Raw genomic sequence first — 19,583 nt, forward strand, 5'->3', positions numbered from 1 at the left:
TATGCCATCCGCTTGTTCTGCACGGAAATCTGTTATCGCCTTTCTGGTTCCTCTTATCCTCGGAGCCGCTATCTGGTTCTTTCCTGTTCCGGAAGGATTGACTCCGGAAGCATGGCATATGTTTGCCATTTTCGCGGCCACCATTGCCGCTATCCTGACCCAGCCTCTCCCGTCCGGGGCGGTGATGCTGATTGCCCTTTGCGTGGTCATTTTTACCAAAACCTTGTCAGAAGCAAAAGCGCTGTCGGGGTTTGCTTCGGGCACGGTGTGGCTGATTTTCTGTGCGTATGTACTTTCGCTGGGCTTTGTGACATCCGGGCTTGGCAAACGCATCGCGTATAAGATGCTGTCGCTTTTTGGCGGCAGCAGTCTGGGGATCGCCTATTCACTGGGCGTGTCGGATCTCATCATGGCCCCTGCCATGCCATCGGTGACCGCGCGTTCAGGGGGGATTATTTTTCCCATCGCGCGTTCGATTAACGACGTTCTGGGCTCTTCACCCGGCGAATCGGGTAAACGCATCGGCGATTTTCTGACCATGGTGTGCTTTCAGTTTACGCCCATCACCGGGGCGATATTCCTCACCGGGATGGCGGCAAACCCGCTGGTCGGCAGCCTCGCGAAAACCTCGCTCGGTGTTGATATCACCTGGAGTAGCTGGTTTGTGTCAGCGGTTGTCCCGGCAATGGCATGCTTCTGCCTGATGCCTCTGCTGGTGTACAAGTTACTGAACCCACAACTGAAACGAACGCCCGAAGCCAAAGCCATGGGGAAACAGTTCCTGGCCGAATTGGGTGCGATGAGCAGTGCGGAAAAGAAAGTGGCATTCGGCTTTGTTCTGGCACTCATTGGCTGGGGAACCAGTCTGGTTACCGGCCTTTCCGCAACCTCCGTCGGGCTGGGGCTCGCGGCATATTTATTTGCTTCAAAAGCCGTAAGCTGGAAAGCGTTACTCAACGATCACGCCGCCTGGGATACAGTTATCTGGTTTAGCGTCATTATCTCTCTGGCCAGTGGGCTCGCCGACCTCGGCTTTATCAAATGGATGACCCTCAAGCTTGGCGGCAGTATCCATGGCTTTAGCGGAATGGAATCCTTTGTCCTGCTGGGGCTTATCTATATCTACGTGCATTATTTATTTGCCACCGCCACCGGGCATGTGGCCGCGCTGTATGCCCCGTTCGCCGCAACCGCCATTGCGGCAGGCGCACCGCCCATGATGGTGGCGATCTGTTTCGGTATTTTCAGCAATCTGATGTGGGGGAATACGGAATATGGCGGCGGTCCTGGCCCTATCTATTTTGCTCAGGGGTATTTTGAGCGCCCCCGGTTCTACAAAATTAATTTCTGCGTTGTCACGTTTAATGTGGTGTTGACTTTTGCCATCGGAATGGCCTGGTGGAAAATGCTCGGTTACTACTGATTGTTCTGCCCGTTGCGGCAAGGCGGACATCCGCCCTGCCGCATCTTCGTTTACCGGCAACGGAATGATAATGGATAGTTGTCAGCAATCGTGCGATACCGCATCCCCAAAAAACGCACCACCGCGAAGGAAATTCGCAAAGTAGATCACTTGAAAGTTCATGAGTTGGGAGACATTCTGTTTCACCTTAAACTGAATTAAGGTGTCATCAGTGTTCGTGGCAAGGGGATTTTCATTGATTGTACTGCCTATCAGCAGTGGTTATGTTCTGAGTGGCAAAGGATTTCGGGTCAGGGTCATTTATTTTAGAAATACTACAAGACGGGCTGCGCCTTGTAGTTAATGATTCTAAGGTTCTTCAGTTACATAAAACTTATGGTCACGATCCAAGAAAACGACATAAAAAGTATTACTATCGAATGGCTGAGGAAGGTCTATAGTTTCAGCACATTTGAACCCCTTAGGAACAATAAATCCAACTAGTCTTACTAAATTTTCTAATCGGAATCTTGCCCACGAGACATCATGAGGAACATGTTTTGGATGAATAAAGTTACTTTTCTTAGGAAAATCACCATAAATTTCGAAAACTTTCAATCCCCCTCTTCCGACTCTTTGATGGCGCCAGTATTCTAAAGAAGAGCCTGAATAGTTTTTCAATTTATCCATCAGTTTAATCAGTTCATTATGAGACCAGTCCTGAAAATCTTGCCCGTGTGGTTGAGTGCAATCAAAAAAAGAAAAATTAAACTTGCAACGCTCGACAATCTCTCCCGACTCAAGACTAATAGAAGGCAGATTTTCAAGAAAAGCCAATTTCCTTTTATTTATAAACTCCTTGGCGCTCATAATTTAGGCACTCCACCAATCTTACCTTCGTTGTAAATAGGTGCAATCGCACGTCCGTGCCTTAATATATCCCCTCCAATCTCATCCAAACGATAGCAAAAACATTCATTATTCTCTTTATTAACCAAATAAGTCCTATATTTACTTAGTTTTTCAAGAACCTCAGTAATATGTGAAGTAAATATAAACTGTGCATCTAGTGGATTAGTCTCTCTGGATTCAAATAACTCTAGTAACTTAGGCAAAATAAAAGGATGACAATTTAGATCAAACTCATCTAAAACCAAAACACTACCTAATGACAGAGCTCGCCAATAATGATTTAATTTGACATATAGAGACTTCGTTCCGCTTGATTGATCATATATCGTCAATCGAAATTTCTTGCTCCCAACCCTGTGCTCGAACATTGGAAAATAGTATTTTTTGCTATTTTCATCTACGCCCTGGACAATTTCAACATCGCTAATCCCCAGATCACTTTTAACGATGATATCCTTTACGAAATTAAAAGCCTTTTCATTTTTAAAATAATATTCTGATACAGACCTAATGCTATCTGTATCCAGAGAAAAATCTTTAAGTCCTGTATAACGGACATTTGTAATAAATGAAGAGAAAAAACTATACACTTCATTTAATATTTTCAACGGCTCATCAAATTTATAATGAAATGCACTACTAATTAATGAAGCATTATCTTTTAAAGATATAATTTTCACTTGGCCTATCTCTGATAGGCAATCAGAGATCTCATTCCCCTCTCGAATAAAGACAGGAATCTTTCTTGTTTTTTTTGAATCCCCTTCGGTTTTATTACTTTTTCTGAATAATTTCTCATGAATAACTTTATTGACAGTTACAGCTAGTTCATAGGTATAAACATATTCTCCATAAAGAAATTCGATATAAAACTCAGAGGGAGATTTATTATTAAAGTATGGATCTGCATCAATCGTTTCTTCTTCTTTTGAATAAAAAGAATATGAGCAAAACGAAGAAAGAAAGTAAAGTGCTTTTAATAAATTAGTTTTACCCGCACCGTTAGCACCTTTTACTCCCAGTATCGTGGCAACGTTACGACCATATGACACATCCTTAGGCACCCTACCATTAAGGAGGAAAGAAACGTTAGCCCCTTCCTTGAATCCAAAATAATTTTTGAAACCATATGAGTAAATCATGACAACCCCAATAAATGCTTAACACACCGCATTTTTACACTAAATAAAGTTACAGAATAACTAAACAGTAGCATAACATAAGAACTTGCGACAAAAAAGTCGCGAAGCTCAGATAAGACGTAAAAGTGAAATGCATCAAAACTGAAAATTACCACACGATCAAAACTGATACACGATTAGATCGCCGTCACTCGAAAGCATGAATGCCATAGTCACGCAGTCAGATGCCATGGCGGACCTATCAGGACAGTGTGCCAATCGCGCGTACTTGAATGCGCTATACGCCACTAATGCTAAAGTACACACAGACATACCACGGCATTTTTATTAGTGTAGCCCTGCCAAACATGCACAGACGTACACCCGAAAATAAATACATCTCAGACAAAAACGGCACTACACCGCACCCACCAGCCCTTTCTGTATCAGTAAAATTTTTCAGTTTTGTTTTTCTACAAATCGTTCAGCCATACGGCTCTCTGGCATGAAAACCAGACTGAAAAAATTGAAACGGATTTCAGCATTTTTCAGTTTCTGCACTTTCAGGACTGCCGCAAATTTTTTCAATTCATCGTTTCAGAATGTTTTTTTTAATTTTACGTCACTGTTCGGGAAGGGATAACGTCGAACACGAAATAATAATATGATTAAATTCAGTTAGTTATTAGAAGGGGATACTGAAAAAGCTTCATCACATTTTAGCAGTACCGGGCACACGTTCCGTATCCCGGTCTGCCGCCATTAAGCCCGTTTTTTTGCCTGAAGCAGAAGTTCCAGCGACTTATCGCGATCCTGTTCCGGCAGGGCATCAATCAGTTCTTTAACCCTTCTCTGCCCCTTAAGGGCGCTGGCTTATGGTATGCGAAAGGGACATGCTCATTACAAAAGTGTGGCCGGAACCATTTAAAACAGTCGTAGAGTTGCGCTTTCTACTGGCTTAAGACAGAGACATCATCAATCAGGAATGGCAGCAGATAAAAATGCAGTGGATCCCCCCTGAGTGGAGTAAATCAAGTAAGGCTATTGGTGTGGCGCTCAATAAGACTGTTTGCCATGTGCTGAAAAAGTAAATCGGCAATCATCACAAATGGGTGTTTGTCTACCGTGAAAGCAGCACTAAGCCAGATGGGACGAAATCACCGGTTATCAGGAAGATGCGCTATGACGCTAACACAACATGGCGGGCTGCATTAAAGCGGGCTGGCATAGAGGATTTCAGATTTCATGACTTACGGCATGCCTGGGCAAGCTGGTTAGTACAGACTGGAGTGCCGATATCGGTATTGCAGGAAATGGGAGGCAGGGAGTCTATCGAAATGGTTCGCTGGTATGCGCACCTGGCACCGAATCACCTGACCGAACATGCGCGGCAAATTGACTCAATTTTCGGGCTTTCTGTCCCAAAGTTGTCACATAGTAAAAATAAGAAGGGTATGAATGATGTGTAACGTATTGAAAATGTTGGTGCGATAATAGGAACCAACAAAACACTATAATATACTGATTTTAAATTAAAAATTAATATCTAAGAATAAAACTATACACATAGCTATACACATTGGCGGTGGCGTTTATTTTTCCCACAGCACAACAAGATGAAAAAAACTTTTTTTTGGCGGAAACTGTTCACCTTGCAGTTTTAACCTTTATTTTCAATATGATATCATATGAACAATTGGTGAATAGTGGATAGTTTACTATTCACCTCAACGAGCTTAAACACAAATAGTAGGCATCATTAAAAGATATAAATGATACTGCGAGTACTTATCACACAACCTCGCCCCCCAAATTAGCACTATCATAAGTATCACACGTTAGGTGGAATAGTCATAACCAATTGATAATTAATACAAACACATAGATTCAATAGTTTTAATATTAATGTAGTTTTTATCCTAAAATAACGATATTCTTTCCTTCAATATTTTATCGCATATCACTACCTTAATGAACCGACTTGATTGGGAATAAAATGCATGAGTAGCATAATCGAAAACAACACTGTCTATCGCTTTCGCTCAATGAATAGTTTGCTTGGAGATGCATATCAAGAACTGGAAAGACAGAGTATTTTTTTTGCACCTCCAGAAATTTTAAATGACCCAGCAGAAGGATTTCGTGATATTTATTTCAAGGGAGATGATATATTATGGAAAAATCTTTTCACGCACTATCTGGCAAGCTTATTTAACATTACCTTTGATTATTATATTTTTGGCGAGGATACACCTCTCGTAAATTACATACAAACATTCTCTCCTGAATCAACAATACCAGAAGAAATCAAGCCTTCCTGGGAAGAGATAAAAAAATCATTTTTCAGTGAAGAAAGCGTTGCAGCATTGATATCCAATATAGTTGAATACAGAACAGAGGTATCACAACCTGAGTTATCTTTTTATCTTGGTTCATTACACCCACTTGCACTAACATGCATCTTCAATCAATTAGAAAAAACAGACACACCGAACTCTCCAAAAGATATTAAAACCATCATGAAACGCACAAAAAAGCCTGATGGTAAATTCTTCGAGTCATTAAAAAAAATGGAAGAGAAAGATAAAGAAAATAAAATATACGTATTAATGCTCCAGTATCAACTGCAATCTCAATTCATCCCATTAACTATTGAGTACAATAGAGAAAAACAAGAACCTAACAAAAGATTGCTCGTTTGTGATTTTCCATTTACATATACAAAAAAACTAGAACAGTTAATGTATCCAAATTGGCTTACTGCTTGCTTCATGAGTTCACCTACAAACTCATCAATTTGGGGGAATTATGGAAATAACCATTCCGGCGCATGTCTAATATTCAACACTGACTTCGATAACAATAGTCACAGCTTAACCCTAGACAATGACATTATAGGTTACGGCAGCGACGGACAGATAAAAGGAAGATCAATATTTTCATTTCATCAAATACGATACACCCATAAACAAGATGCATTAAACTTCTTCGAATCCATTGGACAACTCCCGATACCAGAAGTGAACAAGCAATGGCTAACTGATAATGGAATTAGGAGTAAATACTTCTCCAACTTCAATGATGAATGGCGAAAAAAGCACTGGGAAAACTTCTACGTACCAATAACACAAAAAAGCAAAGAGTGGGCGTATGAGAACGAGCACAGACTTATAATTAATAATATGGGCGGACAGCATGATCGATCTGGCGTCACACTTAATTATGAATTCAAATCATTAAAAGGAATAATCTTTGGAATTAACACATCCCCAGAAAACAAACTCAAGATATTCAAGATAATAGAAAAAAAAGTGAGAGAGAATGATTGTTACGACTTTAAATTCCACCAAGCATACTACTGTCGATATACTGGTGAAATAAAAAACGCCGAAATAAGCACACTAAGATTCTCCAAATAAAAAATGATAAATTATGTGTGATAACTTTACTATATTCACCCTATATTTATTTTAAAAGGACCGGCATAGCCGGTCTCTTATAGTTTATTTTGCAGCGGATTCATCGCATTTCGGCAACCAGTCGGCGTTACTTTCCTCTCTGAGTGCCAGATTGGTCTGCATCCCCTGATTTGTCCGGCGTTTGTCGTAATTCAGGCCGTACTCTTTCAGCATGGTTGGCAGTCCCTTGCCGAACGAGGTCAGGCTGAGGGTGTTTTTGTAGCCGTGCGCCTCCATATACACCAGATAGGCGTGATACAGGTACAGGCGAGGCTGACGTGGAATAATGTTGGCATTACCCATATACATCCCGTCGGCGTCAGGCAGCGCTTCCAGATAGCCGCAAAAATCAAAGGCCGGGTCGGCATCGCGCTTGATGCTGAGTGCCTCGCCGGAGTTCTGCTGTGACTGGAGCAGTGCACGGGCGGTCATCGGGTCGCTGAAACGCTGCATAAGCTGGCGCGCAATGACGGCCAGCTCGTGAGCGATTTTGTCCTTCAGGTGCGGGTCGCGCTCCTCCGGGGCAATCTGCTCCTGGAAGTGGATAATCACCCGGCGACGGGACACGCCGCCGCTGCGGTCAGTGAAGCGCATAGGGTTATTGTTCACGGCCAGAATCACCGCCGGAATATGCGTTGAGTACGGATTCTGGTATTTCGGGTCAACAGAAACCGCATCCCCGCCGGTGATGGCTTTGAGTCCTGCGCCGTCACCGCTCCATTTTTCCTGGTCAGGCAGACGGATAAGCGAGAAGCCAATCAGGGATGCACGCTTGCGCGGGTCTTCCAGTGTGTCGATATTGGCTGATGTGGCGTTGTCTTCCCCGGCGAGCAGAGTCGCTATTTCGGCCAGAATACTTTTACCACTACCACCCGGCCCGGTAACTTCGAGAAAGAGCTGCCAGTCGTACCGGTTTGCCAGCACCATAAACAGCGCGGCGAGTATCACGTCGCGTTTTGCGGCATTGCCACCGGCAGCCCGGTCGAGCCAGCGCCAGAAATGCGGCGCGTGGGTCTCCAGCGTTTCCCCTTCCACAGGCGGGGTGAAATCCACATCGCACAGGGTGCGCAGCCAGTGTGATTTATGGTGCGGGCTGAATATGCCGCTCTGGGTATCGAGCACCCCGTTACGGAAGCCAATCAGACGACGTGCCGGTGCATCCTGCTGCGGAATAACCAGTTTCAGCGTCTCCACCACCGAGGTAATTTTCCCGGATGAGAACGGGGCGCGTATGCGCCGGAATAAATCAGCAACGTTCCGTGAAAAAGTGGCGGCAGGGATATTTTTCCAGATGCCGTTTTCATACCGGGACAGGAGCTGGCCGTTCGCATCCACCGCCAGCGCCTCGCCGTAGTGCTCATGCACCCGCAACGCCTTCTCGCTGGCACTCATGGCGGTAAATTCCGCCTCGCTCATGGTATCGAACGGGCTGGCGACCGGCGGCTTAATGGCATCGTAAAGCGCCCGGCGCGTGGCGTCTTCACCATTCAGGGTAAACGCATCATTCCAGTCACCGAACACCGGCGGCAGGACAACCACACCGGCGCAGGCCTCTGCGGCCGCAGCGGCTTTTGTCTGGCCGTCGCCGTTCAGGTCACGGTCAGCGGCGAGGATAATCTGACCACCCGGATGCCGGTTGCGGGCGAGGCTCGCCAGGGAAAGGAGGTTCACGGACGACAGCGCCACCATCACGTTTTCGCCGGTCAGGTGATGCACCGTCAGCGCCGTGGCATACCCCTCGGCTATCCACAGACGTTTCCCCGCCTGTTTCTGCCCTTCTATGATATGGCATGCCCCTTTCACCTGGCCGCCTTTCAGCGTGCGTTTGTCGCCGTCAGCGTTAATGAGCTGGACGTTAACCAGCGCGCCGGTGTCGTCATACAGCGGGACAACCACATCCCCGGCGCGGTACGTCACACCGCCAGTTTTGTGCGTGGTGGTGAGCGTCAGGCACTCGCGGTCAGCCAGCCCCTTGCGGGTCAGGTAGGCATTACCGGTGGCCGGGCGGGTTTTCATCATGATGGAAGCCGCCAGCGCGGCGGCTTCCCTGCGGCTGGCTTCGGTTTCCGCTGTATCAGCAGCAATTACCTCCGGGGCAACCGGCGGCAGGCTGCTGGTCACGGCATTCACCCGGTCGGCGGCTTCGTTGACCGTCACGCCCAGCGCCTTTTCAACCAGGCTCAGACCGTCGCCCGCGCCGCACTGGTTGCAGAACCACGTCCCGCGCCCCTCTTTATCGTCAAAGCGGAAGCGGTCAGCGCCGCCGCACACCGGACAGGGCTGATGCCGGTTCTTCATCACTTTTACGCCCAGCGCCGGGAGAATGCGCGGCCAGTGGCCGCATGCCTGTTTCACGGTTTCCGTTACGTTCATTTTCATTATTTTTCCTCAGTGCACGGCCGGCGCGGTGATATGGCGGGCGCATAACTCTTCCATCACGGCGAGGCCGAGAAAGGAGAGCGACGGCGCGGTTTTGAGCGGTGCGGCATTCATTAAATCTTCCAGCAGCGCACAGGCAATCTGGCGGCCTTTATCCTCGCCGTGCTGGCGCAGATAAAACCCTTCCAGCTCGGCGGCGATGGCGGATTCCAGCGCATCGAGTGTCAGATGCGGGTAACGGTGCTGGCGCTGACACAGGGTCAGCCAGGCACAGGCCACGGCGCGGCGGTAAAGTGCAGCGCGCAGGGCGGGCGGTAACGGCTGTTTCATACCTTTTCCTCCCCGTCGAGCCAGCGCCGGTTGCAGCGTTCGATCACGGCATCGAGTTGATCCGTCATCAGGTAAATCAGGGAAATGAGTTGCAGACGCTCAGCCGGATCGCGGCGGAGGGTGACATTGTCCTGTTCCGCTGCCAGCTCGCTGACCAGATGGCCGATATTGCGCAGGTGCTCGAGATACCGGAGATCGTCAAGGGTGAGGATGGACTGGTTCATGCGCGTACCTCCGCAACCGGTAAACGACCGGCGAACGAAAGGACATACTCGCGAACGAGGGAACGACGGGCGGTGCGTTCATCAGCGGCAACGGTGCGCAGCATACAGACACGTGGTTTACGCCCGGAACGGCGAACGGCAGCGAAGACAAAGATAAATTGCGGGTGAGACAGGGTGAGGGTCGTAGCCATGATGGCAGCCTCCTTGAAGTAGTGTGAAAAACTACCACCGGAAACGCCAATTTCACTGGTGGCAGCCCGAACGGGGTTGGCGTAACCGGCCTTCAAGGGTACCGGCCAGCCCGAAGGCTGCCCCGCCCGGACTGCCATTATCTGAACGAAACCATGGTGCAAAATTGGACACCACAGCCCGGAAAATGGGTATGTCTGAGCCACGACATAAAAAAACACGCCTGGCGCGTGTTGTGTCGCCTTGAAGTCATTCGGAACGCCAATTCCGGCTGCCGATTTTGCGGCAGCGGGAAAACTATACCTGGAAACGCCGACAGGAAGCAAGCCAGAAAAAGGGGCGTTTTGCTGACCGGACAACATCATGCATCACAGCTCCGGTTACGCGCGGCGATACGATCACTCATCCATGCGATGATTTCACTGTGCGCCCACGCCACGTTTTTTCCGCCGAGAGAGATTTGTTTCGGGAAAGCCTCCCGGCTGATGAGGTCGTAAATGGTCGAGCGGGACAGGCCGCATAAATGCATCACTTCCGGCAGACGTAAAAAGCGCTCCTGAATAACGTCAGAAACCGGCATTAATGGCGCGGCAGGGGCGGAAGACGGGGAAGAAAAAACTGTGTGCATCGGGCTACCTCATAATGTCCATACAGTGCCGGTCGTGTCTTTCCGGCTTCGGGTAGCACTCTATTTTGTGAATATTTTCACCGGATGCAACAAGTGGAAATTGACCTCAGCGTCGTTAAGGTACGCGTAAAATTTAACCTTCCGGGTAATAAAGGGCAGTAAAGGTTAATAAGGGGCTGGAAAATTTTATAGTGAAATTCTCATCGTTATTTCGCATTAAATCCGGGCTAATTAAAAGGAACAAACATTCAATAAATTTACTGTCGCGCTAAAAGAAAAAGAAAGGCCAGTGAACAGTAGTGAACAGTCGGTGAACACTTAATTTCTCAACTGTTCACCCTTTAACTGACTGTATTACTTATTCTTTTATTTCACAGTGAACAGAGTGAAGAGTTAATTACAGAAAAACAAACAGAAAGAGGGGCTTACGGAGACCTCTTTCTGGCGAGCCGGTTTTTTCAGCGGCTTTCTGTGCCATCCCGGCCACAACTGCAATCAGTCGTATCGTTGTGCAGGGCGCGGCAGAATGCACTTACATTGACAATACAGAGAGCCCCGACATGAAAACTGAACTGATTACCGCCGTCATGAAAACCCTCGGTAGCACCCAGGACGCGAAAACCCGCACCGCTATCGACAGTGCCCTCGATGCCATGAATAAAAAGGCCAGCGAAGAGAGTGCGGTCGCTGTAAATCGTGCCGTAGAGACGTTCACTCAGGCAAAAGCCGCCCACACCGGCAATATGATGAAGCTGAACGATATCGGCGCGGCCATCACCCGCAGCGAAAAGGAGCGTGAGAACGCCCTGACAGAAAGTGCCGAAGCGGAACAGAGCTGGCGCGAGCGTTTCCGTACCCTGCGCGGTGAAATGACCCCGGAGCTGAAAGCCGAACATGGCAGACGCATTGCCGGTCGGGAACTGGCGGAGGAGTTCACCACTCTGATTGCGGAGCTGGAAACCGATAAATCCCGCGCCATGCTGGCCGCCTGCGCCTCCGGTGAAAAGTACGTGGAAGAACACCGGACAGCGTTTGGCCTGTACGCTCAGAGCGAATGGGCTGATGCCATGAAGACCATCAGCCCGGCGCTGGTCAGGGCATTCGCGCTGCGTCTGCGCGCGCTGGAAATGCAGCAGACGGAACGCCCGCTCAGTACCCTGATTCAGGAGCTCGGCGGCCATGTTTCCGTTCAGGCCGGGTTTTACACCTTCGATATGGACAGGGAGCCGGTGCTCTCACAGCTCGGTATGCACCGCCCGCCGCTGACCGGCGTGGATATGGCGCTGTATAAAAGCCCGGTGAAGCGAACACTACTCGCCACACGACTGGCCGAGAAAAGAAAACAGGCGGAAGGCTGAGGCATGTTTCACTGTCCGTTCTGCAAACAGCCCGCACATGCACGCACCAGTCGCTATCTGACGGAAAACCTCAAACAGCGCTACCACCAGTGCACCAGTATTGAATGCTCGGCCACGTTCCGCACCACCGAGACGCTCGACGGTGTGATACGCAAACCGGCTATGCCGGAAAATCAGGCCTTGCAGGCAGATATTCAGCCGCAATAATTCCCCGAAAATATCCCGATTTATGTGCGCCGGTACGCGTTACCGGCTGCGCCCTCTATACCCCGAAAAAACGCAAAAAAATCCCGTTATTTTTTTCGAAAAATACCCTGCATGCATCAGGTGCATTTAATTGCATTTATTTCCCTGCCCGCCAGAACCCCGCCAGCGCCAGTCCCGGTGCGGCCTGAGCCCGGTCATGCATCTGCATTTAAACCACCCTGCAAAGCGGGCAGGCGAGGCGGGGAAAGCATTGCGCGCCAGCATTAAAGTATTTATGTAATTTAACGGCCTGTGAGCGCTGCAGAGACACGCGGATTCACAGGGATACGATGGACATTGTAAGGGAGTGTGAGGTCATGACGGGGTTCTGAGGCGGCTTGTCTTGGGGGTAAAAAACAGGTGGCGTAAACGGCGGAAATCAGCCAATTACGGTCTCCAAGGTGTCGTTCCTGAAGTTGCGCATCTCCTGCCGATTCATTGACTCAATGTATCAGGGCCAGAAGCGGCCTGAGACCATCCATGCACCTGCATTAAAACTGCCCCATGAATCGGACGAGTGCGGCGGGTGTGGAGAGAATAGCGCGCTGAGGCTGATGATATTATTTCCTTTAATTTAAATTGATATTTAGTCTTTATTAAGGAGTGGGAATATTTAGAACCAAGTATTTTCATAAAAATTGCCGCATGAAAAATCAATGTTTTTATTTATTATGAGAATCTATTTAGAAAAAAGCCGCCACAATGAACTGCAGCGGTTTAGTATGATGTCTAACGTTGCATTTCAGTTACTATGAAATTTTCCTCTGTTATAGAATTCATTATCTCAAAGTACAATTCTTCAGGCTGAATAAATGCTAGCTCTTTGCAAAGACTGACAATAGAGTCACTATAAGTGATACCCATTCGAGGATTGAAAAGTTCAAACCTCTTGATATTTCTTTTATTTTTTGAGTAAAAGTTTAAAGTAAAATATATTAGCACCTGTCTAAGATCGTATACACTAAACTTCCTGTCACCTGACTTTATTTCAACAAGAACATTTGGATAATAAATATCGCCGTATGAATTATTAATTACCCCGCATCCATCGAATTGTGGGGATACTTCTACTTGATTTTCCATACCATATCGAGAAAAAATATTCTTCGCTATCTCCCTGATGGTATTATACTCAATCATGCTCAAAGGTAGTTTGAAGTTAGAACCGTAAGCGAACCTCTTTAAATAATCTTTTGTTTGTTCAAAAATGGCTTGAAACTCATGGTTGTGAAATAGGTCTTGTGCTGAAAGAATATTTCTATCAAGTGAATTTTTTTGTATGGCTGTATATAAGTTAAATGCGCACTCATTGACAAAGACGTTATTTGACCTGTTGGCGCTATCATCCAGAGGAGGATAAACATCCTCTATGAGACTGCCGTTAATGATACGTATGAAGTTATTAGCATTCGGAAGTAATTGATTCCAGAATGAAGTGAATTTTCTAGAAAATGTTAATTCGGAGATCATAGCGCGTCCCCAAGATTTCTTGCGGTTTGTCTTTGACCCGCCCAGTCCCTGTAGATTATCTCTATGAAATTAAAAGATTTTCTGTTGTGTTCTCTCCAGTGTCTTCCTTCATCACCCAAGATGTAACTGGAAACAATCAATAATCTTCTCTGTAATGGATGCATCGTAGAAAAGTTCTTTTTGATATCAGAAAGCCATGCGTAAGAATTGATTTTTGCCATTGACTGAGTGACGATATTCTTGACTAAGATGCTTTCTGAGTTGTTATTGTAAATTTCACTAAGAATTAGAGTCGATTTTTCTGTGTTTTCTTTAGATAGCATTCGAGCTACATAGGCTAAGTTAAGCTCTGTGCTCAAAATATATGAATCTTCTTTGATTAATGTATTTATTTTATCAAGAATAATACCTTTTGTTTCTATGCTTAATTTTTGCCAGTTGGAATTAGCCACTTGAATTATAATTGTAAATATTGGATATAACTCGTGCAAATTATTGAACATTATTTTGAAAGCACTATTTATTATTTCATCAGAAGTTGCTGAGAATGCTTTTATTAAATGTTTGCTAAAAGATTGGTTGATTTTTGATTTTTGTAATTCGCTACTCAACATAGCTAACAAGTCGAAATCTTTTAAAGATTCCTTGATTTCTTCATATTCTTCGATTGCATTCGCTGAATAAGGATCAAATCTTATAGGTAGGCTCATAAACTTAGCCTTCATAGGAGATTCTTCGTCTTCATCATTGCCGTGCAATTTAGCTTTAGTTACTGAAAGGAACTCTTCTTTAGTAACAATATTGGTTTTTTGTTTCTGTAAGGTTAGCCCTTCATTTTCCATTAATTTTTTACTAAGCAAAGTTAAAGTTTTATGAGCATACTCTCTGGAGTCACAAAAGATAACAAAATCGTCAACATAACGTTTGTAGTTAATTTTATTCATAGACAATAATTTATCAATGGAATCTAGAGCTAATTCTGCCAATATTCTAGATGCAGGACACCCAACTGGTACTCCATAAGATTTTGTTTCACTAAATATCTGTAGTAATTTCTTAATTTTACCAGCATATTCTTTATTGGGGTCTATTCTGTCTAACGCATTTTCTAAACGATGGTGATAAATACGTGGATAAAAATCTGCTATATCGCATGTAAGTACATATTTGACTTCATCTTTAGTACATTCAACAATGCTGTCTTCTTGATATTTTCTCCATGAAGTATCTTTATCAAAAAGAGAGCCCTCAGCAGGGTTTGGCTTGAAACGATATGAATAAACCTGCGTGTTGATAGATCTGGTTCTTTCTATATCTCCAGCGATTTTTAAAACTACACCAAGAAAAAAAGCATTCCAAAATGGATCAATTTGGGTTGCCCACCTGTAACCATAATACCCAATGCTTGAAAAACTATTAATTACGTTTGGTGGAACCTCTATCCGTTTATTTTCAAAATCATTAAATGTTTCCATTAATGCAGTTTTTACTATATCCTTATTATCTTCAAACAACCGACTTTCGAAAGGATAAGGAAAAATATCTGTATCACCGTGCTTTATAATATTTTCCAATGCGAGATCAAAACAATTCTCTAATTTGTTACTATCAAATTCATTGTCCATTAATAACTCCTTTATTTGGCTGCGTTTATGAGTGTGACTGGGACAAAATAGTGAGTTGCTCTAAATAAAAAATATGCTTTATGAACTTCATTTTATCTATAACTCAATGCAATTTTCATAGCATCTTAATAAGCTCTTGGCGCATTAAAAGGCTTTGTTTGTGATAGTCAAAATTCCCTTACAACTAACTGGCCTCGACATAAATAAATTTATTATCGGAATAGCAGAATAAATTAAAATTATTTTATAAAATAGATAAGAAATTTTGTATTGCATGTTCAGTACTCCGAGTGATTATCCATTAATCAAAATGTAATTTGAATACCACTGCATCATATCGCGGCGCTTATCAATATATTGAGCATGATTATATGTGCCTCTGATATTATTCTTATCGATGTGAGCAAGCTGCATTTCAATCCAAGCCGAATCGTATCCCTTATCATGAAGGATGGTAGATAAAGAATGTCTAAAACCATGGCCAGTAAGTTTCCCACCATAGCCAATACGCTTGATAACCTGGTTAATACTCGCCTCACTCATAGGCTTGTTCGGATCATTCCGCCCCGGAAAAACATAACGATAGTTCCCTGTCATGATCTTGAGTTCATTGAGTAAATCTAACGCCTGAGTAGACAATGGCACAAGATGTGACCTGCGCATTTTCATCCTTTCAGCAGGAATTTCCCAAATAGCGTTACCTAGATCAAATTCCGACCACAATGCAGCACGTAATTCGATGGTTCTCACACCCGTAATCATTAGTAATTTCGTAGCAATCTGGACAAGCCTACTCCCTGTGTAACTATCTAAGGCACGTAGAAAATCGGGTATCTCATCAGCTTTTAGGAACGGGAAGTGATTCGATTGATGTACTTCGAGGGCGCTGGAGAGATCTGCCGCAGGGTTAAACTCAGCTCTACCCGTAGCAATAGCATAGCGAAAAACTTCCGAGCAGCGTTGTCGTACTTTGCGCATTTTCTCTAACGCCCCACGCTTTTCGATTTTACGCAGCACATTAAGAAGTTCTAGCGGTTTGATTTCTCCTACTGGTCTCGTACCCACATAAGGAAAAATGTCGTTCTGAAACGCTTCCATGATGTCTGACGCATAACCTGCCGACCATTTGGAAGATTTCATCTGGTGCCACTCTGTGGCTATCTTTTCGAACGCGCTTTCAGACTCGGTTTGCAAAGCAATCTTCTGCTCTTTTCGAACCTCACTAGGGTTCTTTCCTTCCGCGACCAATTTCCGAGCTTCATCACGACGAGAACGAGCATCAGCAAGTGTGATCGTTGGATACACCCCAAGTGAGATCATTTTGGGCTTACCGGCAAAGCGATAGCGGAACCGCCAGCTCTTACTTCCATTTGGTTCAATAAGCAATGATAGCCCCAGGCCATCACCCAATGTATAGGCTTTAGCTTCAGGCTTAGCGCGGCGAATCTGCATATCGTTTAAAGGCATGTGTATAGGAATCCAAGACCGAACAGGAACATATACACAATCCTATACACATTCAGTACCGGATTCTACTGGATGGTTATGGACTAACACGGATTAAAGATGCAGTAAAAACGTTATAAATCAGAGACGTTATGGATGGTTACGGACGTTTGAGGAAGTTGAAGTGGTGCCGATAATAGGAGTCGAACCTACGACCTTCGCATTACGAATGCGCTGCTCTACCAACTGAGCTATATCGGCCCTGCGATGCGTTCACGAGCGTGAATCACGGTGTAGAAGGTTAAAACTAAGAGGGTGATGCGTCAATGCCCTTGCGAATCAAACGGCTACTTTTGCATCACCCTTCTTCAATTAAGCACGAATGGTATCGTCGCCGAAACCCACCCACTTATAGGTTGTCAGCGCTTCCAGCCCCATCGGGCCACGCGCGTGCAGTTTCTGCGTGCTAACGGCCACTTCTGCGCCCAGGCCAAACTGCCCGCCATCGGTAAAGCGCGTGGAAGCATTCACATACACGGCAGAGGAGTCCACTTCGTTCACAAAGCGATTCGCATTGCCCAGCGTACGGGTCAGGATCGCATCAGAGTGCTGGGTGCCGTGCTGGCGAATATGATCGATGGCATCATCCAGGTCGGCAACGATTTTCACGTTCAGATCCAGCGACAAAAACTCATCGTCGTACTGCTCCGCCCTCACCGCTTCGACTTTTGCCGGACCGTTTTGCAACAGCGCCAGCGCCTGCTCATCCGCATGCAGCGTCACGCCGCTTTCCGCCATCTGCTTGCTCAGCGCAGGCAGGAAAGTCTGCGCAATGCCCTTGTGCACCAGCAGCGTTTCAACGGTGTTGCAGGTGCTCGGACGCTGGGTTTTAGCGTTAACGATCACCTTCAGCGCGGGCGCGATCTCTGCCGAGTCATCCACCAGAATATGGCACACGCCAATACCGCCAGTGATCACCGGGATCGTCGACTGCTCGCGGCACAGCTTGTGCAGGCCTGCGCCACCGCGCGGGATCAACATGTCGATGTACTTATCCATGCGCAGCATTTCATTGACCAGCGCGCGATCCGGGCTTTCAATCGCCTGAACGGCACCCGCCGGCAAACCACACTCTTCCAGCGCTTGCTGGATAACCTTCACCGTGGCCGCATTGGTGCGCCAGGTCTCTTTGCCACCGCGCAGGATCGCCGCATTGCCGGTTTTCAGGCACAGCGAGGCGACATCAACGGTCACATTAGGACGGGCTTCATAAATCACACCAATCACGCCCAACGGCACGCGGCGACGCTCAATGCGCAGGCCGCTGTCCAGCAAACCGCCGTCGATCACCTGCCCGACCGGATCCGCAAGCTTACAGACCTGGCGCACATCGTTAGCAATGCTGCTTAAGCGCGCCGGGTTCAGCGCCAGGCGATCGAGCATCGCATCGCTCAGCACGTTACGACGGGCTTCCAGCAGATCCTGCTCGTTTGCCAGTAAAATATCTTCCGACTGGGCTTCAAGGTAATCGGCTATTTTTTCCAGCACGCGGTTTTTTTCGCGGCTGGAGAGCAATGCCAGCTTATACGATGCTGCTTTCGCAGCGATGCCCATCTGTTCCAGCATACTTCTGCTCCTTAACGGGTGATCATATCGTCGCGGTGGACAGCGACGGGGCCATACTCGTAGCCCAGAATGGCGTCAATCTGCTGCGAGTGATGACCCGCAATACGGCGCAGCGCATCGCTGTTGTAACGGCTAACGCCGTGGGCGATGTCGCGGCCTTCAAGATTACGAATACGGATCACTTCACCACGGGAGAAGTTGCCTGTCACGCTTTTAATGCCTTTTGGCAGCAGCGAACTGCCGCGCTCAAGAATGGCGGCGGTAGCGCCTTCATCGACGGTGATCTCGCCCGCCGGCGGCGCACCGAAGATCCAGCGTTTACGGTTTTCAAGGGGAGATTCCTGCGCGTGGAAACGCGTGCCCACGGCAATGCCTTCCATCACATCGCCAATCACGCCAGGTTTGCTGCCAGCAGCAATAATGGTGTCAATGCCCGCACGGCACGCCACATCGGCAGCCTGCAGTTTGGTGCCCATGCCACCCGTACCAAGGCCAGAAACACTGTCACCGGCAATGGCGCGCAGCGCATCATCAATACCGTAAACATCCTGGATCAGCTCAGCATCGGGGTTATTACGCGGATCGGCGGTGAACAGCCCTTGCTGATCGGTCAGCAGCAGCAGTTTATCCGCACCGGCGAGGATTGCCGCCAGCGCAGAGAGGTTATCGTTATCGCCCACTTTGATTTCAGTAGTGGCAACGGCGTCATTTTCGTTGATCACCGGCACGATGTTGTTATCCAGCAGCGCACGCAGGGTATCGCGGGCGTTGAGGAAACGTTCACGGTCTTCCATATCGGCGCGGGTCAACAACATCTGACCAACGTGGATGCCATAAATGGAAAACATCTGTTCCCACAGTTGAATCAAACGGCTCTGCCCTACCGCCGCCAGCAACTGTTTAGAAGCGATGGTCGCAGGCAGCTCCGGGTAACCGAGGTGCTCGCGCCCGGCGGCAATCGCGCCGGAGGTCACAATTACAATACGATGCCCGGCGGCATGCTGCTGCGCGCACTGGCGCACCAGCTCCACAATATGGGCGCGGTTCAGGCGACGGGAACCGCCTGTTAAAACACTGGTGCCGAGTTTTACCACCAGCGTCTGGCTGTCACTCATGATTCTCTGCCGTTTATAAGGAAAATTTACGATAACTGAATGTAATCAGACGTT

At 46.9% G+C, this 19,583-nt stretch carries 16 protein-coding genes, 1 tRNA gene and 1 pseudogene; 5 read left to right on the forward strand and 13 right to left on the reverse strand.

Translation table 11 applies throughout. The annotated features are described in order from the left end of the window. The first annotated feature begins 1 nt into the window (after position 1). Positions 2-1,423 (forward strand): anion permease, encoded by a 1,422-nt coding sequence (locus tag N7922_RS19730; protein ID WP_263097903.1) that lies wholly within the window; start codon positions 2-4, stop codon positions 1,421-1,423. A 348-nt stretch (positions 1,424-1,771) separates the two neighbouring features. Here the strand turns inward: N7922_RS19730 and N7922_RS19735 are convergent, their stop codons facing one another. Both N7922_RS19735 and N7922_RS19740 read right to left on the reverse strand, forming a co-directional pair. Further along, a complete protein-coding gene (locus N7922_RS19735; RefSeq protein ID WP_263097904.1) occupies positions 1,772-2,272 on the reverse strand; it encodes a hypothetical protein in 501 nt (166 codons plus the stop codon). Next, positions 2,269-3,456 carry an AAA family ATPase gene (locus N7922_RS19740; protein ID WP_263097905.1) on the reverse strand — a complete coding sequence of 396 codons (1,188 nt, stop codon included), beginning with the start codon at positions 3,454-3,456 and terminating at the stop codon, positions 2,269-2,271. The genes N7922_RS19735 and N7922_RS19740 overlap by 4 nt, the downstream gene beginning before the upstream one ends. Positions 3,457-4,301: 845 nt before the next feature. Here N7922_RS19740 and N7922_RS19745 point away from each other — a divergent pair. Beyond that, positions 4,302-4,904 (forward strand): annotated as a pseudogene (locus tag N7922_RS19745) (site-specific integrase); the annotation flags it as partial. A 531-nt stretch (positions 4,905-5,435) separates the two neighbouring features. Next, complete coding sequence (locus tag N7922_RS19750; protein WP_263097906.1) at positions 5,436-6,854, forward strand: DUF2971 domain-containing protein; 1,419 nt, start codon at positions 5,436-5,438, stop codon at positions 6,852-6,854. 84 nt (positions 6,855-6,938) lie between these two features. On the opposite strand, the gene N7922_RS19755 is transcribed toward N7922_RS19750, so the two are convergent. The 5 genes from N7922_RS19755 to N7922_RS19775 are packed head-to-tail and all read right to left on the reverse strand — an operon-like array spanning position 6,939 to position 10,643. Beyond that, complete coding sequence (locus N7922_RS19755) at positions 6,939-9,272, reverse strand: primase-helicase zinc-binding domain-containing protein (protein ID WP_263097907.1); 2,334 nt, start codon at positions 9,270-9,272, stop codon at positions 6,939-6,941. A gap of 9 nt (positions 9,273-9,281) precedes the next feature. Next, a complete protein-coding gene (locus N7922_RS19760) occupies positions 9,282-9,602 on the reverse strand; it encodes a DUF5375 domain-containing protein (RefSeq protein WP_263097908.1) in 321 nt (106 codons plus the stop codon). Continuing rightward, positions 9,599-9,826, reverse strand: coding sequence for a hypothetical protein (locus N7922_RS19765; RefSeq protein WP_017459904.1), 228 nt, complete (start codon positions 9,824-9,826; stop codon positions 9,599-9,601). The genes N7922_RS19760 and N7922_RS19765 overlap by 4 nt, the downstream gene beginning before the upstream one ends. Continuing rightward, the gene (locus tag N7922_RS19770) at positions 9,823-10,380 is read right to left on the reverse strand and encodes a host cell division inhibitor Icd-like protein (RefSeq protein WP_263097909.1); all 558 of its coding nucleotides are present in this window, start codon (positions 10,378-10,380) and stop codon (positions 9,823-9,825) included. The genes N7922_RS19765 and N7922_RS19770 overlap by 4 nt, the downstream gene beginning before the upstream one ends. Then, a complete protein-coding gene (locus N7922_RS19775) occupies positions 10,377-10,643 on the reverse strand; it encodes a helix-turn-helix transcriptional regulator (protein WP_263097910.1) in 267 nt (88 codons plus the stop codon). The genes N7922_RS19770 and N7922_RS19775 overlap by 4 nt, the downstream gene beginning before the upstream one ends. Positions 10,644-11,203: 560 nt before the next feature. Here N7922_RS19775 and N7922_RS19780 point away from each other — a divergent pair. Further along, positions 11,204-12,001, forward strand: coding sequence for a capsid protein (locus N7922_RS19780; RefSeq protein WP_263097911.1), 798 nt, complete (start codon positions 11,204-11,206; stop codon positions 11,999-12,001). Positions 12,002-12,004: 3 nt separating this feature from the next. Beyond that, positions 12,005-12,208, forward strand: a complete 204-nt coding sequence (locus N7922_RS19785) for an ogr/Delta-like zinc finger family protein (RefSeq protein WP_263097912.1) — start codon at positions 12,005-12,007, stop codon at positions 12,206-12,208. 768 nt (positions 12,209-12,976) lie between these two features. On the opposite strand, the gene N7922_RS19790 is transcribed toward N7922_RS19785, so the two are convergent. From N7922_RS19790 to proB, 6 genes are all read right to left on the reverse strand, one after another. Beyond that, a complete protein-coding gene (locus N7922_RS19790) occupies positions 12,977-13,717 on the reverse strand; it encodes a hypothetical protein (protein ID WP_263097913.1) in 741 nt (246 codons plus the stop codon). Continuing rightward, positions 13,714-15,342, reverse strand: a complete 1,629-nt coding sequence (locus N7922_RS19795; protein WP_263097914.1) for an RNA-directed DNA polymerase — start codon at positions 15,340-15,342, stop codon at positions 13,714-13,716. The genes N7922_RS19790 and N7922_RS19795 overlap by 4 nt, the downstream gene beginning before the upstream one ends. A 294-nt stretch (positions 15,343-15,636) precedes the next feature. Beyond that, positions 15,637-16,809 carry a tyrosine-type recombinase/integrase gene (locus N7922_RS19800; RefSeq protein WP_263097915.1) on the reverse strand — a complete coding sequence of 391 codons (1,173 nt, stop codon included), beginning with the start codon at positions 16,807-16,809 and terminating at the stop codon, positions 15,637-15,639. A gap of 164 nt (positions 16,810-16,973) precedes the next feature. After that, positions 16,974-17,049 (reverse strand) — tRNA-Thr (locus N7922_RS19805). A 111-nt stretch (positions 17,050-17,160) separates the two neighbouring features. Then, positions 17,161-18,414, reverse strand: coding sequence for a glutamate-5-semialdehyde dehydrogenase (gene proA / locus N7922_RS19810; RefSeq protein WP_263097916.1), 1,254 nt, complete (start codon positions 18,412-18,414; stop codon positions 17,161-17,163). Positions 18,415-18,425: 11 nt separating this feature from the next. Further along, positions 18,426-19,529 carry a glutamate 5-kinase gene (gene proB / locus N7922_RS19815; protein WP_263097917.1) on the reverse strand — a complete coding sequence of 368 codons (1,104 nt, stop codon included), beginning with the start codon at positions 19,527-19,529 and terminating at the stop codon, positions 18,426-18,428. Between the last annotated feature and the right edge of the window lie 54 nt (positions 19,530-19,583).

The sequence above is a fragment of the Kosakonia sp. ML.JS2a genome, from assembly GCF_025642095.1.
Classification (GTDB): domain Bacteria; phylum Pseudomonadota; class Gammaproteobacteria; order Enterobacterales; family Enterobacteriaceae.